13 protein-coding genes are annotated in these 14883 nt (G+C 47.0%); 5 read left to right on the top strand and 8 right to left on the bottom strand.

The window, feature by feature from the left end; all coding sequences use genetic code 11:
• Positions 1–45 precede the first annotated feature (45 nt).
• Positions 46–822, top strand: coding sequence for a tRNA cyclic N6-threonylcarbamoyladenosine(37) synthase TcdA (gene tcdA / locus ACTHY5_RS00665; RefSeq protein WP_441874947.1), 777 nt, complete (start codon positions 46–48; stop codon positions 820–822).
• A 198-nt stretch (positions 823–1020) separates the two neighbouring features.
• Here tcdA and csdE read toward each other — a convergent pair whose 3' ends face one another.
• Both csdE and ACTHY5_RS00675 read right to left on the bottom strand, forming a co-directional pair.
• On the bottom strand, positions 1021–1440 hold the full coding sequence (gene csdE / locus ACTHY5_RS00670; RefSeq protein WP_441874949.1) for a cysteine desulfurase sulfur acceptor subunit CsdE: 420 nt from the start codon (positions 1438–1440) through the stop codon (positions 1021–1023).
• Positions 1440–2654, bottom strand: coding sequence for a cysteine desulfurase (locus tag ACTHY5_RS00675; protein WP_441875003.1), 1215 nt, complete (start codon positions 2652–2654; stop codon positions 1440–1442). The genes csdE and ACTHY5_RS00675 overlap by 1 nt, the downstream gene beginning before the upstream one ends.
• 384 nt (positions 2655–3038) lie before the next feature.
• Between ACTHY5_RS00675 and rep the strand changes: the two genes are divergently transcribed.
• Positions 3039–5051, top strand: a complete 2013-nt coding sequence (gene rep, locus ACTHY5_RS00680; protein WP_441874951.1) for a DNA helicase Rep — start codon at positions 3039–3041, stop codon at positions 5049–5051.
• Positions 5052–5108: 57 nt separating this feature from the next.
• Here the strand turns inward: rep and ACTHY5_RS00685 are convergent, their stop codons facing one another.
• Entirely contained in the window at positions 5109–5486 is a 378-nt protein-coding gene (locus ACTHY5_RS00685; RefSeq protein WP_441875005.1) for a c-type cytochrome, read from the bottom strand.
• A gap of 300 nt (positions 5487–5786) precedes the next feature.
• Here ACTHY5_RS00685 and ACTHY5_RS00690 point away from each other — a divergent pair, with 300 nt between their 5' ends.
• Positions 5787–6344 carry a MarR family winged helix-turn-helix transcriptional regulator gene (locus ACTHY5_RS00690; RefSeq protein ID WP_441874953.1) on the top strand — a complete coding sequence of 186 codons (558 nt, stop codon included), beginning with the start codon at positions 5787–5789 and terminating at the stop codon, positions 6342–6344.
• Positions 6345–6443: 99 nt separating this feature from the next.
• Complete coding sequence (locus ACTHY5_RS00695) at positions 6444–7064, top strand: glutathione S-transferase family protein (RefSeq protein ID WP_441874955.1); 621 nt, start codon at positions 6444–6446, stop codon at positions 7062–7064.
• Between the two features lie 94 nt (positions 7065–7158).
• Here ACTHY5_RS00695 and ACTHY5_RS00700 read toward each other — a convergent pair whose 3' ends face one another.
• From ACTHY5_RS00700 to ACTHY5_RS00720, 5 genes are all read right to left on the bottom strand, one after another.
• Complete coding sequence (locus ACTHY5_RS00700; RefSeq protein ID WP_441874957.1) at positions 7159–8580, bottom strand: aspartate aminotransferase family protein; 1422 nt, start codon at positions 8578–8580, stop codon at positions 7159–7161.
• Between the two features lie 192 nt (positions 8581–8772).
• Entirely contained in the window at positions 8773–10278 is a 1506-nt protein-coding gene (locus ACTHY5_RS00705; protein ID WP_441874959.1) for an NAD-dependent succinate-semialdehyde dehydrogenase, read from the bottom strand.
• A gap of 261 nt (positions 10279–10539) precedes the next feature.
• Positions 10540–10710, bottom strand: coding sequence for a DUF4223 family protein (locus ACTHY5_RS00710; protein WP_441874961.1), 171 nt, complete (start codon positions 10708–10710; stop codon positions 10540–10542).
• A 145-nt stretch (positions 10711–10855) separates the two neighbouring features.
• The gene (locus ACTHY5_RS00715) at positions 10856–11323 is read right to left on the bottom strand and encodes an Lrp/AsnC family transcriptional regulator (protein WP_441874963.1); all 468 of its coding nucleotides are present in this window, start codon (positions 11321–11323) and stop codon (positions 10856–10858) included.
• A 104-nt stretch (positions 11324–11427) separates the two neighbouring features.
• Positions 11428–12615: a M24 family metallopeptidase gene (locus tag ACTHY5_RS00720; protein WP_441874965.1), complete on the bottom strand. Its 1188-nt coding sequence runs from the start codon at positions 12613–12615 to the stop codon at positions 11428–11430.
• Positions 12616–14375: 1760 nt separating this feature from the next.
• Between ACTHY5_RS00720 and ACTHY5_RS00725 the strand changes: the two genes are divergently transcribed.
• Positions 14376–14879 carry a mechanosensitive ion channel domain-containing protein gene (locus ACTHY5_RS00725; RefSeq protein ID WP_441875007.1) on the top strand — a complete coding sequence of 168 codons (504 nt, stop codon included), beginning with the start codon at positions 14376–14378 and terminating at the stop codon, positions 14877–14879.
• Positions 14880–14883: the final 4 nt, after the last annotated feature.

Genomic DNA, 14883 nt, shown 5'->3' on the forward strand with positions numbered 1-14883 from the left:
CCACCAATCCCTGATATACTAACCGCACATTGAGGGGAGTAAATAATGAGTTTTGAGCAGCGTTTTGGGGGCATTGCCCGATTATACGGCAATGATGCATTAGCGGCTTTTCGCCAAGCCCATGTATGTGTGATCGGTATTGGTGGCGTAGGATCTTGGGCTGCAGAAGCGCTGGCGCGATCAGGCATAGGTGCTATTACCTTGATCGATATGGATGATATTTGTATCACCAACACCAACCGTCAGATCCATGCTCTCACCAATCAAATAGGCCAAGAAAAAACCCAAGCCATGGCGGAACGGATCAAGCTCATTAACCCTGATTGCAAAGTGACGATCGTCGATGATTTTATCAGTAGCGATAATCAAGCGGAATATTTACTGCAAGATTTCGATTATGTACTCGATGCCATCGACTCAGTTAAAGCCAAGGTGGCCTTGTTAGCCTTTTGTAAGCGCAATAAGATCCCAGTGATCACCGCCGGTGGCGCAGGCGGGCAAACGGATCCCAGTCAGATCATGATCCGCGATCTTAGCAAGACCATTCAAGATCCGTTAGCGGCTAAAGTACGTGGCGATCTACGCCGTTTTCATCATTTTAGTAAAAACCCCAAACGCAAATTTGGTATCGACTGCGTGTTTTCTACCGAACAGCCAACATATCCAGATGGCGACGGCGGTATCTGTAATGCTAAACCAGCGCTTGATGGCACCATGAAAATGGACTGCGCCTCCGGCTTTGGTGCCATCACCCACATCACCGCCACTTTCGGCTTCTTTATGGTCAGTAGAGTGTTAGCTAAGTTAGCGGCTAAGAGCTAAATAATATTTGCCACGGAATACACGGAAGCACACAGAAAAACGATCGGAATAAAAATAATTTACTTATTAACCAGGTTTGAAGATAAATACTAAATCACCAACCAAGGTCTTTACCTTTTACCGCCCTACGTCTGTGTTTTTCCGAGTATTCCGTGGCGAAAAGTCTTTATTTTTTATCATTAACTGACAGCTTAAAGCTTACGGCTGACAGCTTTGTTTTATGGCGCTAACTACCGCTCGTAAGCCATTACCTCGCGAGGGACTGAGGTGGTTAAACAGCTGTAACTCGGAAAAATAAGCCTCTATGTCAAAGGCTTGAATCTCTGGTGCTGTCTTATTATTCAGCGCCGCTAGCACCACTGCCATTAAGCCTTTCACAATACGCGCATCTGAATCGCAGTGTAGTTGCCAACATCCTTCTTCATCCTGCTTACTTAATAACCAAGCTTGGCTTTCACAGCCGTGAATGGCGTTGGCCTCGGTTTTATCGGCGTCTGCCAATGGTGGTAACTGTTTCGCTAATTTGATCAGCTCTTTATAGCGGGCTTCCCAACCACGGGCGGCGGAAAATAAAGCGCGGATCTCTGTGTCGGTAACTGTGTGGCCGAATGGCTGCATTAGAAAAACTCCCGTGATTTTTTAAGGCCGAGTAATAGGGCATCAATGTCTTGGGCATGATTATAAAACGCAATGGAGGCACGAAGGGTGCCTTGTTGTAAATCAAGCGCCTGCATCAGTGGCATGGCGCAATGATGACCGGTGCGCACCGCTATGCCTTGCATGTCTAATAAGGTGGCCACATCTTGAGGATGTACATCATCAATAATAAAGGACACGGCGCCGGCGGTTGGGCGACCAATAATACGCACCTCGGGCAGAGCGCTTAAGCCTGCCAATAGCTGCAGCATTAACTGATGCTCGTGTGCTGCAAGAGCGCAGCGATCTAAGGCCGATAAATAATCGATTGCCGCGCCTAAGCCAATGGCACCGGCAATATTGGGTGTGCCGGCTTCAAATTTAAAGGGCAGCTCGCCAAAGCGGGTATGCTCAAAGCTGACGTATTTGATCATTTCGCCCCCCGTTTGCCAAGGCGGCATGGCTTCTAATAATGCCCGCTTGCCATACAAGACACCAATGCCGGTAGGGCCAAACATTTTATGGCCTGAGAACACATAAAAATCACAATCCAGCGCTTGTACATCGACTGATAAATGGCCTACCGCCTGGGCGCCATCGATAAGCGTTACGGCCCCCACCGCTTTGGCCATGGCAATTAACGTTTGCACCGGGTTGAGCACGCCCAAGGCGTTAGACACATGGCTGATGGCTAATAACTTAGTGCGAGACGAGAATAAGTTGGCCGCAGCCGTCATGTCCAGTTCAGCGTTATCCGTTAAAGGAATGACCTTAATGACGGCCCCTGTTGCGGCCGCCACCTGTTGCCAAGGCACAATATTGGCGTGATGCTCCATGGCCGACAGTAATATTTCATCCCCAGCCTTAAGCTTTTGCATACCAAAGCTTAAGGCCACCAAATTGATGGCTTCGGTAGCGCCACGGGTCCAAATGACTTGGCGAGCATCGGGGGCATGAATAAAGTCTGCCACCTTGGCGCGCGCCGCCTCAAAAGCCTGGGTGGCTTGGCCACTTAACGCATGAGCGGCCCTATGCACATTGGCATTTTGGCCTTGGTAATAATGGTTAAGGGCGTCCAGCACCGCTTGTGGCTTTTGCGTGGTGGCGGCGTTATCCAAATACACCAGCGGCTGACCATTCACAGTTTGGGCCAGAATAGGAAAGTCGAGTCTAAGTTTGTCTATATCGAGTGGCATCATCAATTCAGGTAAATAAGCGGCGAGTACGATCATGTGCGGTTAAGCAACAAGAGTAAAGCATAAACATAGCGCCGAGCGCCCAGCACCAAGCACCTAGCTAAAAAAAGGGCTCAAAATAAAGATCTAAGACTGATCGCCACGCAATACACGGAACAATAGAATCGAGTAGAGGCGTCTTTAAACTGACCGCCATACGCCATACGCCATACGCCATACGCCATACGCCATACGCCATACGCCGACCGCTGCCCGAAGGGCTTTTGCGGTGTTTTCTTTTAGCTTGGTGCTTGGCGCCGGGCGCTAGGCGCTGTTTTTCCGTCTTTCCCCGCTGTTCGCTAACCGTTAGAATAACGCTCCCGTATGACTGTCGGAGTACCCATTATGAAACTCAACCCAGCCCAAGACGAAGCCGTGCACTTTATTGGTGGCCCTTGCCTAGTGCTGGCGGGTGCCGGCAGTGGTAAAACTCGGGTAATTACCAATAAAATCGCCTATTTAGTACGAAAATGTGATTATAAAGCGCGAAACATTGCCGCCGTGACCTTTACCAATAAGGCGGCGCGTGAGATGAAAGAGCGCGTACTGCAAACCTTAAGCAAAAGCGAAGCGCGAGGCTTGATGGTGTCAACCTTCCATAGCCTAGGGCTAGACATCATTCGCCGAGAGCATAAAACGCTTAATTTAAAAGCCGGCTTTACCCTGTTTGACGATCAAGATCAGCTGGCACTATTAAAAGATCTGACCGAGCAAGAGCTAGACGGTGATAAAGAAGCGCTGAGTCGTTTAGTAAGCACTATTTCTAACTGGAAAAACGATCTCGTCTTACCTACCCGTGCTGCACGCATTGCCCAAGATCCCGAGCAAGTCTTATTTGCCGAGTGCTATGGTCGCTATCAAAAACAAATGAAGGCCTACAATGCGCTAGATTTTGATGACTTGATCTTAATGCCCACTTTATTGCTGAAAACTCATGACGAAGTGCGCCAGTTTTGGCAAAACAAAATTCGCTATCTATTGGTGGATGAATATCAAGACACCAATGCCAGTCAATATGAGCTGGTTAAACTGATTGCCGGAGAGCGAGCACGCTTTACTGTGGTGGGAGATGACGATCAGTCCATTTACTCGTGGCGCGGCGCTCGGCCACAAAACTTGGTGCTGTTAAAAGACGATTACCCGCAGCTTAAAGTGATTATGCTCGAGCAGAACTATCGCTCTCGTGGGCAAATTTTACAGTGCGCTAATATCTTAATTGCCAATAATCCTCATGACTTTGAAAAGAAACTTTTTTCTGACATGGCGTATGAAGCCCCAGTGCGGGTGCTATTTGCGAAAAATGAAGAGCACGAAGCAGAGCGGGTGGTGGCCGAGATCATGGGTCATAAATTTATGAATGGCAGTAAGTTTGGCCAATACGCGATTCTTTATCGGGGCAACCATCAATCACGCTTGCTAGAAAAGCAGTTAATGACGAACCGTATTCCGTACAAGATCAGTGGCGGTACCTCTTTTTTCTCTCGAACAGAAGTAAAAGACATCATGGCTTACCTGCGACTGTTGGTAAATCCTGATGACGATAATGCTTTTTTGCGTGTGGTAAATACCCCGCGTCGCGAAATAGGGCCAACGAGTCTCGAAAAGCTAGGAACCTACGCCAATAGTCGAGGAAAAAGCTTGTTTGCCGCAAGCTTTGAAATGGGCTTAGAGCAAACACTGGATGGCCGTGGTCTGATGGCGGTGCGGGCCTTTTGTAATTGGCTGGTGCGTCGAGGCGAAGAAGCCGCCCGTGGTGGGGCACAAGACGCAGTACGCGACATGATCAAAGATATTAATTACGAAGAGTGGTTATATGAAAGTTCACCTAGCCCCCGCGCTGCTGAAATGCGCATGCAAAATGTGTCAACTATCTTCAAATGGGTTAGCCAAATGTTGGAAGGCTCAGATCTAGAAGAAGCCATGACCTTGCCTGAAGTGGTGATCCGACTGACATTGCGCGACATGATGGAGCGCGGTGAAGATGAAGATGACGGCGAACAAGTGCAACTGATGACCTTGCATTCCTCTAAGGGGTTAGAGTTTCCCTATGTGTTTATGGTGGGAATGGAAGAGGGGTTATTGCCCCATCAAAGCAGCATAGATGAAGATAATATTGAAGAAGAACGCCGCCTGGCTTATGTCGGTATTACTCGGGCTCAGCAAGCATTAACCTTTACGCTGTGTCGTGAACGTCGCCAATATGGCGAGCAACTGCGGCCAGAGCCGAGCCGTTTTTTACTGGAGTTGCCGCAGCAAGATCTAGATTGGGAGCATAATCGCAAGCCTCCTAGCGAAACTGAGCGTATGGAAAAAGGCCAAGCGAGTGTGGCGAGCTTACGGGCAATGTTTAAAAAATGATGAACAAAAAAGCCGCATCATTGCGGCTTTTTATTCGTTTGCTACGTCTGTTAATGCTTAGATGGCATCCAGCATGTAGTCCACGGCGTTGATTATTTCTTCATCTGAACAGTCTACACAAGCACCACGAGCAGGCATTGCATTAAAGCCTTCAAGCGCATGCTTCACTAAAGTATCATGCCCTTTAGCGACATGAGAAGCCCATTGCTCAGCATTGCCTTTTATAGGCGCACCAGCCGCTCCTGTTCCATGACACGCAGAACAAGCTGCAGTGTACACGGCCTCACCAGTGCGCGGGCCGGCTGGCTCGTCACTAGTTTGTGCGCTACCTGAATCAATAATGCCTTCGAGATCGGCTGCGGTATAAACATTTCCTACCGGCTTGGTACGCTCACTAATCGCTTCTGGCGACATTTCGTTGGCGGCATAAGCCATACCACTTAACGCGGCGGCGGCAACGCCGGCCAGCAATAGGTTTTTTAACAGGCTCACCTTTTCTCTCTCCCAGTTGGCTTATTTATATCATTTTTATTAAACCACCAGAGTATAACGCAACTATCACGGGCATTAAACGTTCTGTGCAAGCCTTGGGGGACTTTCGGGAATTTTTATCCGTATGGGAGCGCCGTCTCTTTACTCAGTCTCTTGATTGTTTATGCTAAAATTAATGGATTTTGATATAAAAGAAACCACACACATACAGCCAAGTAGCAAATGACAACGGATGATCATCGAATGCAAACTGTTTCTAAAAATGGGCAAGGCGACCAACAACCTTCTACGGATCACACCTCCTCTGTGCTTGAAGAAGATCAAATTAATCGTATTGTTACCTTATGGAAAGCAGCCCGACCAGATTTAGAGTTCAGCAGTACCGAAGTGATTGGGCGTATGGTGCGACTAGAATACTTTATTACCCGCCGCGTACTGCAAGACTTGGCTCACTATGATCTTAACGTAGGGGAGTTTGATGTATTAGCAGCCTTACGCCGCCACCCACCGAGTTTTCAGCTATCCCCCAACCAGTTACAAACAATGGTGCTGATTTCATCTGGCGCACTCACTAACCGTATTAATCGACTGGAAAGCCGAGGGCTAGTAACCCGAACGCAGGCTGATCATGATCGCAGAGGCGTGATTGTTACCTTGGCTGAGCATGGGTTTAAGGTAATAGAAGAAGCGGTTAAACATCATCTTGTTGCAGAAACTGAATTGGCCAATACTTTATCAGCGGATGAGCAACAACAGATGGCTGCATTACTAAAGAAAATGTTATTGGTAATAGAAGACTAAATGTCATGATGGCGCTTAATTTATTACAGCGCTTCTTTATCAAAGCGCACTTTATAGTAACGCTTAGCGACGACCTAAGGGAACTAGGAGACAATTAATTTGATTACACTATATTACAGACCCGGTACTTGCTCACTGGCTCCTCATATTATGCTGGCTTGGATGGGCGTTCCTTATGAGCTGCAACTAGCAGATACGCGAGACCCAGGCTTTATAAAAATTAACTACTTAGCTACAGTTCCAGTGTTGTTCACCGAAGAGCTAGGGGCGTTATACCAAAGTAGTGCTATTTTGCGTTACTTATCTCGGCTGCCCGCAGGTGAACATTTAGGCCCGGGGCCCGATCTTATAATGCAAAGTCAGTGTGATTATTGGTTAAGCTTTTTTAATGCCGACCTCTATCGTGCATTTGCGCCTTTTTTCAATCCTGAGAAATATACGACCGACACCCGTGCTGAGGCTAAACAAGCCATTAAAGCCGCAGTGCCGGCCCAAATAGCGCCTTTGTTAAAACGTATGGATATGCACTTAGCCAGCCGTGATTACTACTTAGAAGATGAGTGCGGCATTGTGGATGCTTGTGCTTTTGTTTACTGCTATTGGGCTACCAAGGTGCTAAAAAATGACCTAGTCGATTACCCTAATGTTGCCCGACATTTTGCTCAGATGAAGGCTGACCCCGTTGTACAAGAAGTGATGACGGTTGAGGGCTTGGTATAACTGGCTATTGATTTTGTATCAAAGCTATAAAGCACCGCTGGTTATAAGCGGTGCTGGTAGGAGTGGTATCTGCTCATCATGAAGCGGTGGATGACTAAGCGGTGATGGGATCTGAGGTTTTAAGATCGCCGCTGCGTACTAATTGATCGGTGACTTTATTGACCGCTTTTTCGGTGCGCTCTACTATGTCGTCGATATCGTCTTTAGTGACCACTAACGGTGGGGCAAAACCTAAGATATCGCCTTGGGGCATGGCTCGGGCAATAAGGCCTTGCTCTAGACAGGCAGCCGCGATTTGAGGGCCGACTTTTAGCGCTGGATCAAAGCCTTGACGCTTCGCTTTATCACAAGAAAACTCTAACGCGTGCATTAACCCCACCCCTCGGGTGTCGCCTACTAATGGGTGATCGGCAAAGGCGTGCTGCATGCGTTGCTGAAGATATGCGCCTGTGGTGCGCGCATTCTCAGTTAAGTTTTCACGGGCAATAATATCTAAGTTACACAAAGCTGCTGCCGCTCCCATGGGGTGGCCTGAGTAAGTGTAACCGTGACCAATGGCCCCCCAAGTATCAGTGCCATTCTCTAACACTTTCCACACTTTATCGCCGACAATAACTCCAGATAATGGTTGATAAGCCGAAGTTAAGCCTTTAGCAATGGTCATCAGGTCGGGCTGCATATCGTAATGTAATGAGCCAAAATCAGATCCTAAGCGGCCAAAGCCGCACACGACTTCGTCGGCAATTAATAAAATATCGTATTTATTCAATACCTGATTAATCGCTGCCCAGTAGCCTGCGGGAGGTGGCACTATGCCACCTGTGCCCAGTACCGGTTCGCCAATCATGGCGGCTATGGTGTCTGGCCCCTCGGCTAAGATCATTTTTTCTAACTCGTTGGCACAATGTAGAGAGAATTCTTGCTCACTCATATTGTGATCGGCTCTGTGATAATAAATAGGCGCCAGTGTGTGCTTTACCCGTGGCAAGGGTAAGTCAAAGTGAGCGTGAAAGGTATCTAGTCCAGTAAGTGAGCCAGCAGCGATAGTGGAGCCGTGATAGCCTCGCTCACGCGAGATAATTTTCTTTTTTTGTGGCAAGCCGCGCACGTTGTTGTAGTACCAGACTAATTTCATTTGGGTTTCGTTGGCGTCACTGCCAGACATGCCGTAATAGACTTTGCTCATGCCCGCTGGCGCCATTTTGATAATGCGATCTGAGAGCTCAATCAGTGCCTCGTTACTGTGACCGACATAGGTGTGGTAGTAGGCTAACTTTTTGGCTTGCTCGTATAAGGCTTCCGCCATTTCAAGACGGCCATAGCCAATATTGACGCAATAGAGCCCTGCAAAAGCGTCGATTAGCTCGATGCCGGTAGAGTCTTTAATACGAATGCCCTGTGCACCGGTAATAATACGACCTTGTATCTCGCCATTGGCATACTGTTTAAGATGAGTGGAAGCATGAAAAATATTTTGCCGGTCCATTTCTAACCACTTTTGAGTATCTAATGTCATAATGAACTCCTTGTCGTATTTCAATACAGCTTGGCCACAAAACACACGGACAGAGCAGTAAGATAAATGCAAAAATACATATCTTGCTTGTAAGATCTTACCTAAGTAAAAATTGCTTTTTTGTTCGCTTTCTCTTTCCGTGTATTCGTTGGCAAAAATAGGTTTGTACTGTTTGTTGTCTACTGTTCGGTACTACTCAGTCAATCCGCCAAGGCAGTAGTATTTAATTTGGCTATATTCATCAAACCCATGGCGGCTGCCTTCTCGGCCTAAGCCAGATTGTTTAACACCACCAAAGGGAATGCTGTGGCCAGTCATTTTGACTGAGTTAACCGAAACCATGCCAAACTCTAGGCCACTTAATAGCTGCCAAATAGTGCGAATATCGTGACCATAAACATAAGCTGCAAGGCCATATTCGGTATTATTCGCCAGAGTCATCATGCTCGGTATGTCCTCATAGGCGAGCACGCCTGCGACAGGGCAAAAATTCTCTTCATAAAACACTTTCATTTGTGGCGTGATATCGGCCAGTAAAGTGGGCATAAAAAAATTGCTACCTGGCGCTGTGTCTTGATTACCCGCCACTAAGCGCGCGCCTTTAGCAAGGGCGTCATCGACTAAGGCTTGGGCTTTATCTACCGCTTCGCGAAAGATAAGCGGACCCATGGTGACGTCTTTATCAAAACCATTCCCCACTTTAATGAGCGCCATTTCCTCAGCAAAAGCCTGCAAAAATGCCTCATAATGAGCTTTAGGTACAAAAATGCGATTGGCGGCTAAGCAGTCTTGACCGGCGGTTTGAAATTTAGCGGCAACCGCCGCCTTAGCCGCTTCTTTAATATCCATATCGGGCAGCACAATAAAAGGCGCGTTACCGCCCAACTCCATAGAGCACTTTTTTACTGTGCTGGCGGCTTGTGCTAATAAGATTTTTCCCACGCGGGTGGAGCCGGTAAAGGATAAAGCGCGTACGTTTTCGGCCTGACAAAGCAATTGGCCAATTTGGCTACCATCACCCGTGATCACGTTATAAACCCCCACAGGAAAACCAGCGCGTTCGGCAAGCTCTGCTAAGGCGAGTGCTGAAAAGGGAGTTTCACTGGCAGGTTTTATTAGCACAGTACAACCTACCGCTAATGCGGCGGCTGCTTTGCGAGTGATCATGGCGTGGGGGAAGTTCCATGGGGTGATCAGTGCTGCCACGCCTATGGGCTCACGCATGGTAGCCAGTTGGGCATTGGGAATATGGCTAGGCAGGGTATCGCCATAGGCACGGCGCGCCTCTTCGGCAAACCAGCGTACAAAAGACGCCCCATAATCCACCTCGCCTCGGGCATCATTTAATGATTTGCCTTGCTCTAATACCATGAGTGTTGCGAGATCTTCTTTATTTTCTAAAATTAAGTCGTGCCAGCGCATCAGTATATCGGCACGTTCATCGGGCATCAGTGCTTTCCAAGGTGCAAAAGCAGACTCAGCCGCAGTGATAGCTTGATGAACTTGTAAAGGCTCAAGCAGGGTGCAGTGGCCAATCACCTCTTCGTTAGCTGGGTTAATAACGGCAATATCTTGTTGCCCGTGCACCCACTTGCCATTGATATAAGCCAGCTCACGGACTAAGCGCGGATCTTTGAGATATGGCATGATGGCATCGGTGACTTTGCTGGTGATCACAGATTGTAGTTGTAAGCTCATAAGCGCCCCTCGTATTGCTAAACCTAAATAAATAAGTTGGGTGATGGCAAGTGCTGTACTGACTTGCTATGCCTATGAGTGTACTGAGTTTGGTTAGTGTTACTTTTTGTTAGCGCGCTTAAAAGTGTCAGTTTCTTCTGTTTGTTGATGATAAACAGTGGTTTTTTTCTGAGGGAAGATAAATACAGGGGAGAGCATATTAAGAAATACCCATAAAAAAGCCCACTTTAGAGTGGGCTTTTAAATAATCATATTAAATGATTATTTTGCTTGATATGAATCACAAGCACCAATCATTGCTGGAACTGAGATAGCAGGGTGCAATAAGTAGTCTGTACCACAAGTTTTTTCTTGGTTGTATGAAGTACCAGAACAACCGGCAGTCACAGCAAGGATTGAAAATACGGCGGCAATTTTACATAATTTTTTCATATCAAAGTCCATTTTATTATTTATTAAAAACGCATTATAGCGCGTACCCAAGATAAGCTGCAATGAGTTTGGGTGTCATAAATGAATATTTTAATTACGTACCTCGACTTTCTAAACTCGATAAGAAGTGTGGGAGTTTGTAATGCTAACGGGTACCAATAGTAGGGGATGAGGTTTGTTTAATGGTCTTGGTGACTATATAGGTAAAGTACTTATCAATCGCCAGATCAGAATCTAACCAGCTATCCATTAAACGCTGATATTGATCAATGCCATCACACAAAATGCGTAGCACGTAATCAACGCCGCCGCCGGTGGCATAACAGTCGGCTACTTGCTCACAGTTTGCCATAGTTTGCTCAAACTGTTTCATAGTGCTGGCGCTGTGATTACTTAGGCTAATTTCTACTAAGACTGGCGTTTTATGACTCAGTAGTTGTGCGTTAATACGGGCGCCATAGCCTTCGATTATGCCGGCCTTTTCTAAGCGTTTCACGCGTTCCCAGCAGGGGCTTATTGATAAGTTAATCGCCTGGGCAAGGCCCGATTTAGTGATGCGTCCATGTTGTTGTAATATGTGTAATATATGCATATCGTACTTATCTAACCGCATACAGTGATTGCTCCTTTACCGACTGATGGCTTGTTATAGGGGAACGCTTACTTTCTCATTTCAACCTCGGCAAAAAAGCTGACTCCTACCTCCTTTTTCTGGCTTTATTCTTTAACAAACAGCTGTCTTGGATACTGGCTTAAGGTCTCTACTCCCGTTTTGGTGATAACAATACTTTCTGTGGTTTCCATACCCCAATCATCTAGCCAAAGACCTGGCATAAAATGGAAGGTCATACCGGGCTTTAAAATGGTTTGATCGGTATTACGCAGGCTCATGGTGCGCTCACCCCAGTCTGGCGGGTAACTTAAGCCAAGAGAGTAACCACAGCGTGCCCCTTCACGGTTAAAGCCATATTTGGCTAACGTTGAATTAAGTGCATCGGCAATATCGGCACATCGATTGCCCGGCTTAGCGGCGGCAAGACCTGCTTCTAGCCCAGCATTGAGTGCATCATTCGCACGTTTAAAGTTGTCTGTGGGCTGGCCAAGGTAAATAGTACGAGACAAAATACAGTGATAACGACGGTGGCAGCCAGCCAACTCTAAAAATGTGCCTTCATTGAGGTTAACGGGACGCTCGTCCCAAGTTAAATGAGGGGCAGAGGCATCTCTGCCAGAAGGTATCATCGGCACTATGGCGGGGTAATCACCGTAGTGACCGTCGTGCCCTAGCATGGCAGTGCGATAAATTTCGGCCACTAATTGGTTTTTGGGTAAACCGGGCTCAATGATATCTAGGGCGGCTTGATGCATATTTTCGACAATGCGTGCGGCAATACGCATATAGCGTAACTCGGTTGGTGATTTTATAGAGCGGCACCAGTTGACCAAGGCGGTGGCGTCTACTAGCTCAGCATCAGGTAGGTTGTCGCGCAAAGAAAAATAAGCGGTAGGACTAAAATAATAATTGTCCATTTCTACCCCAATGTTGCCATGGGCCCAATCGCGCGGTTTAAGTTCCTGATTTGCCAAGTACTCCATGGCATGTAATAAGGGGTTCATTACGTAGTAATCGGGATACCAAGTAATGTTTTCTGGTTGTAAATAAACGGTGCGCTTAGCCCCGCTCGCATCCATGTGTCTGCCATACCAAAGCGGCTCTCCTGTTGCGCCAACAACTACCGCTTGAGGCGTATAAAACGACCAGCCGTCGTAGCCTGTTAGCCAGGCCATATTAGAAGGATCATGCACTATCAGTGTTTGAATATTGCGCTTTGCCATAGCAGCTCTTACTTTGGCTAAACGCTGTCGGTACTCTTTAAGAGTAAAGCTCAGTTGTGGTTTGTGCATATCATGCCTCACTGTATTAAATGTTAGAGGCCAAACTCCAGCCGGCAGGCTAAAGTAATAACAATAAGGGCAGTATAGAGGGGAGTCGCACTATAATTAGCCACTGTAAGTTGTTTCTTTTATAGGTACAGCTTGAGCCGTTACTTGCCAAGCTGGCCTTATACTGGCTTATTAACCATGACTATTGTTGCGAGGTAAAGCAATAGCTGAGCCTTATGGTGCGTCACAAAATGTAAAAAAATACAGTGTTAGTGCCGCAAACACTCAATTCAGTGTTATGGGCATATTGCGTGTAGTGATATGACTCAGTGTGTTATTACGCTGTATTGACAGCGTGTGAATATGAGTTGGGCATTTGTCTCTCTTGTGAAGCAGCAGACATTGTAAGTTATCTTGTTTATGCTCTTCTTATAAGCATCACAATAATAAGTATGCGTTTAATCTGATGAGGACGGCGAATGAAGAGCATGGCCAGTCAGGCACAACAGAACAATATGAAGCACACCACGGTTTGGCTTGCAGGTGCATGGCTTGATATTACGGCCATAATAAAAAATGGCCGGGGGGTGATTAGGAGAAAAAATGCCCTCCGTTTGTTTGTTATGAGCTGGATCTGTCTGGTGTCGCTCACCGTGCTTGGCGCAGAAGAGGAGTCCGTCTCTACTTGGTATGAAGCTGAAGTAACCGGCACTAACTCAACACCGGCTGAGGGAATTAATAGGCGCACGCCACGAGAGACAGTGCGTAATTTTGTCTCGCTCACTGAAACGGGGGAGTATAAAAAAGCAGCTAACTTCTTAAACTTAGCTGATTTATCTCCAGCAGACAGGCGCGCCGATGGTGCTGAACTTGCCCGACAATTAGGCTTAGTCATTGATCGTCAGCTTTGGATTGATTGGTCTGGATTATCGGCGCGTCCCGATGCTATGCGTGATCAGGGCCCTGCAAACCACCCACTCGCAGGTCAAGCAAGACGAGATATTGGCTTAAAAATGGTCAAGCTAAACGGTCAAACATACGAAATTCGCCTTGGTCGTTATAAGTCAGAAAATACCGATCCGGTTTGGCTGTTTACTCCTCAAACTGTTGAAAATATTCCTATTTTATATAACGCTTTTGGTCCACACACCTTTGAAGCCTATATACCCAGTACCTTAAAGCAGCGTATGGGAGGCTTACGAGTATGGGAATGGGTCGCGCTGCCAATATTGCTGTGCATACTGTTCGGGTTAGGTTATGTCATTAACCGAATGATTCATTGGTTGGGGCGTCATTCTAAAAGCGCTATTTTGCGTCAAGCAGCAGAAAAAGTACGCTTGCCATTGGCATTGGTGGTCATGGCGATTGTCGCCCAGCTTTTTTTTAAAATGGGCGTGTCTTTTTCTGGGCCTGCCACCAATATTGTGCGCCCGTTTTTGATTATTATTATTGTCTCAGGGCTTGGTATAACAGCGCTTAATGTGATTGATGCCATTCTGAATCGCGTCACCTTACGGGTGATTGGTGACATTGATGATACCCGCAGTATTAAGGAGCGTGAGCTGTACACCTCTATTTATGCGCTACGTCGTGTGGTAGTACTGGTGATGGTGGCAGTGTCTATTATAGTGGTGTTGATCCAGCTGAACTTATTTGAATCGCTAGGGATTTCCTTGCTGGCATCCGCAGGTGTCATGACAGTGTTGCTGGGGATTGCAGGGCAAGCAGTACTGGGAAATATTATGGCCTCGTTACAAATTGCATTAGCCAAGCCGGTACGCATAGGGGACAGTGTGCTGTTTGAGGGTAACTGGGCGTATGTGGAGAGTATTTTTTACACCTTTATTCGGTTGCGTACCTGGGATGAGCGCCGCATTATTGTGCCGGTAAAACACTTTGTATCACAGCCTTTTGAAAACTGGTCGGTGAAAGATGCCCGTATTATGAAAACCATTACTTTATTTTTGGATCATAAAGCGGATATTCGCCCTTTGCGAGATGCTTTTATTGAGTTTGCCAAGCAAGATGAGGGAGTGATTGATCACAATACGCTGGCTGCTAATGTGACGAAACATACGCGTTGGGGGCAAGAAATATCTTTTTATGCGATGTCTCCCGATCCCTCTAGTGCTTGGTCTATGGCGATGCGCTTGCGTGAAGACATGTTGGCCTATGTACGTGTTCATCACCCCGAGTGGTGGCCTTATGAGCGCCTAGATGCACCGGGCTCAGAAGAGGCTGAAGTGGAAGTTGCAGATCATTCAGCACACAGGCCATCAAGCTAACAAT

This window comes from Oceanisphaera sp. (assembly GCF_052084945.1).
Lineage (GTDB): Bacteria > Pseudomonadota > Gammaproteobacteria > Enterobacterales > Aeromonadaceae > Oceanimonas.

Excerpts from the sequence above, each read along its gene's own strand:
- tcdA (WP_441874947.1), top strand. The coding sequence starts at position 46 with ATGAGTTTTGAGCAGCGTTTTGGGGGCATTGCCCGATTATACGGCAAT.
- csdE (WP_441874949.1), bottom strand. The coding sequence starts at position 1,440 with ATGCAGCCATTCGGCCACACAGTTACCGACACAGAGATCCGCGCTTTA.
- ACTHY5_RS00675 (WP_441875003.1), bottom strand. The coding sequence starts at position 2,654 with ATGCCACTCGATATAGACAAACTTAGACTCGACTTTCCTATTCTGGCC.
- rep (WP_441874951.1), top strand. The coding sequence starts at position 3,039 with ATGAAACTCAACCCAGCCCAAGACGAAGCCGTGCACTTTATTGGTGGC.
- ACTHY5_RS00685 (WP_441875005.1), bottom strand. The coding sequence starts at position 5,486 with ATGGCTTATGCCGCCAACGAAATGTCGCCAGAAGCGATTAGTGAGCGT.
- ACTHY5_RS00690 (WP_441874953.1), top strand. The coding sequence starts at position 5,787 with ATGCAAACTGTTTCTAAAAATGGGCAAGGCGACCAACAACCTTCTACG.
- ACTHY5_RS00700 (WP_441874957.1), bottom strand. The coding sequence starts at position 8,580 with ATGACATTAGATACTCAAAAGTGGTTAGAAATGGACCGGCAAAATATT.
- ACTHY5_RS00705 (WP_441874959.1), bottom strand. The coding sequence starts at position 10,278 with ATGAGCTTACAACTACAATCTGTGATCACCAGCAAAGTCACCGATGCC.
- ACTHY5_RS00710 (WP_441874961.1), bottom strand. The coding sequence starts at position 10,710 with ATGAAAAAATTATGTAAAATTGCCGCCGTATTTTCAATCCTTGCTGTG.
- ACTHY5_RS00715 (WP_441874963.1), bottom strand. The coding sequence starts at position 11,323 with ATGCGGTTAGATAAGTACGATATGCATATATTACACATATTACAACAA.
- ACTHY5_RS00720 (WP_441874965.1), bottom strand. The coding sequence starts at position 12,615 with ATGCACAAACCACAACTGAGCTTTACTCTTAAAGAGTACCGACAGCGT.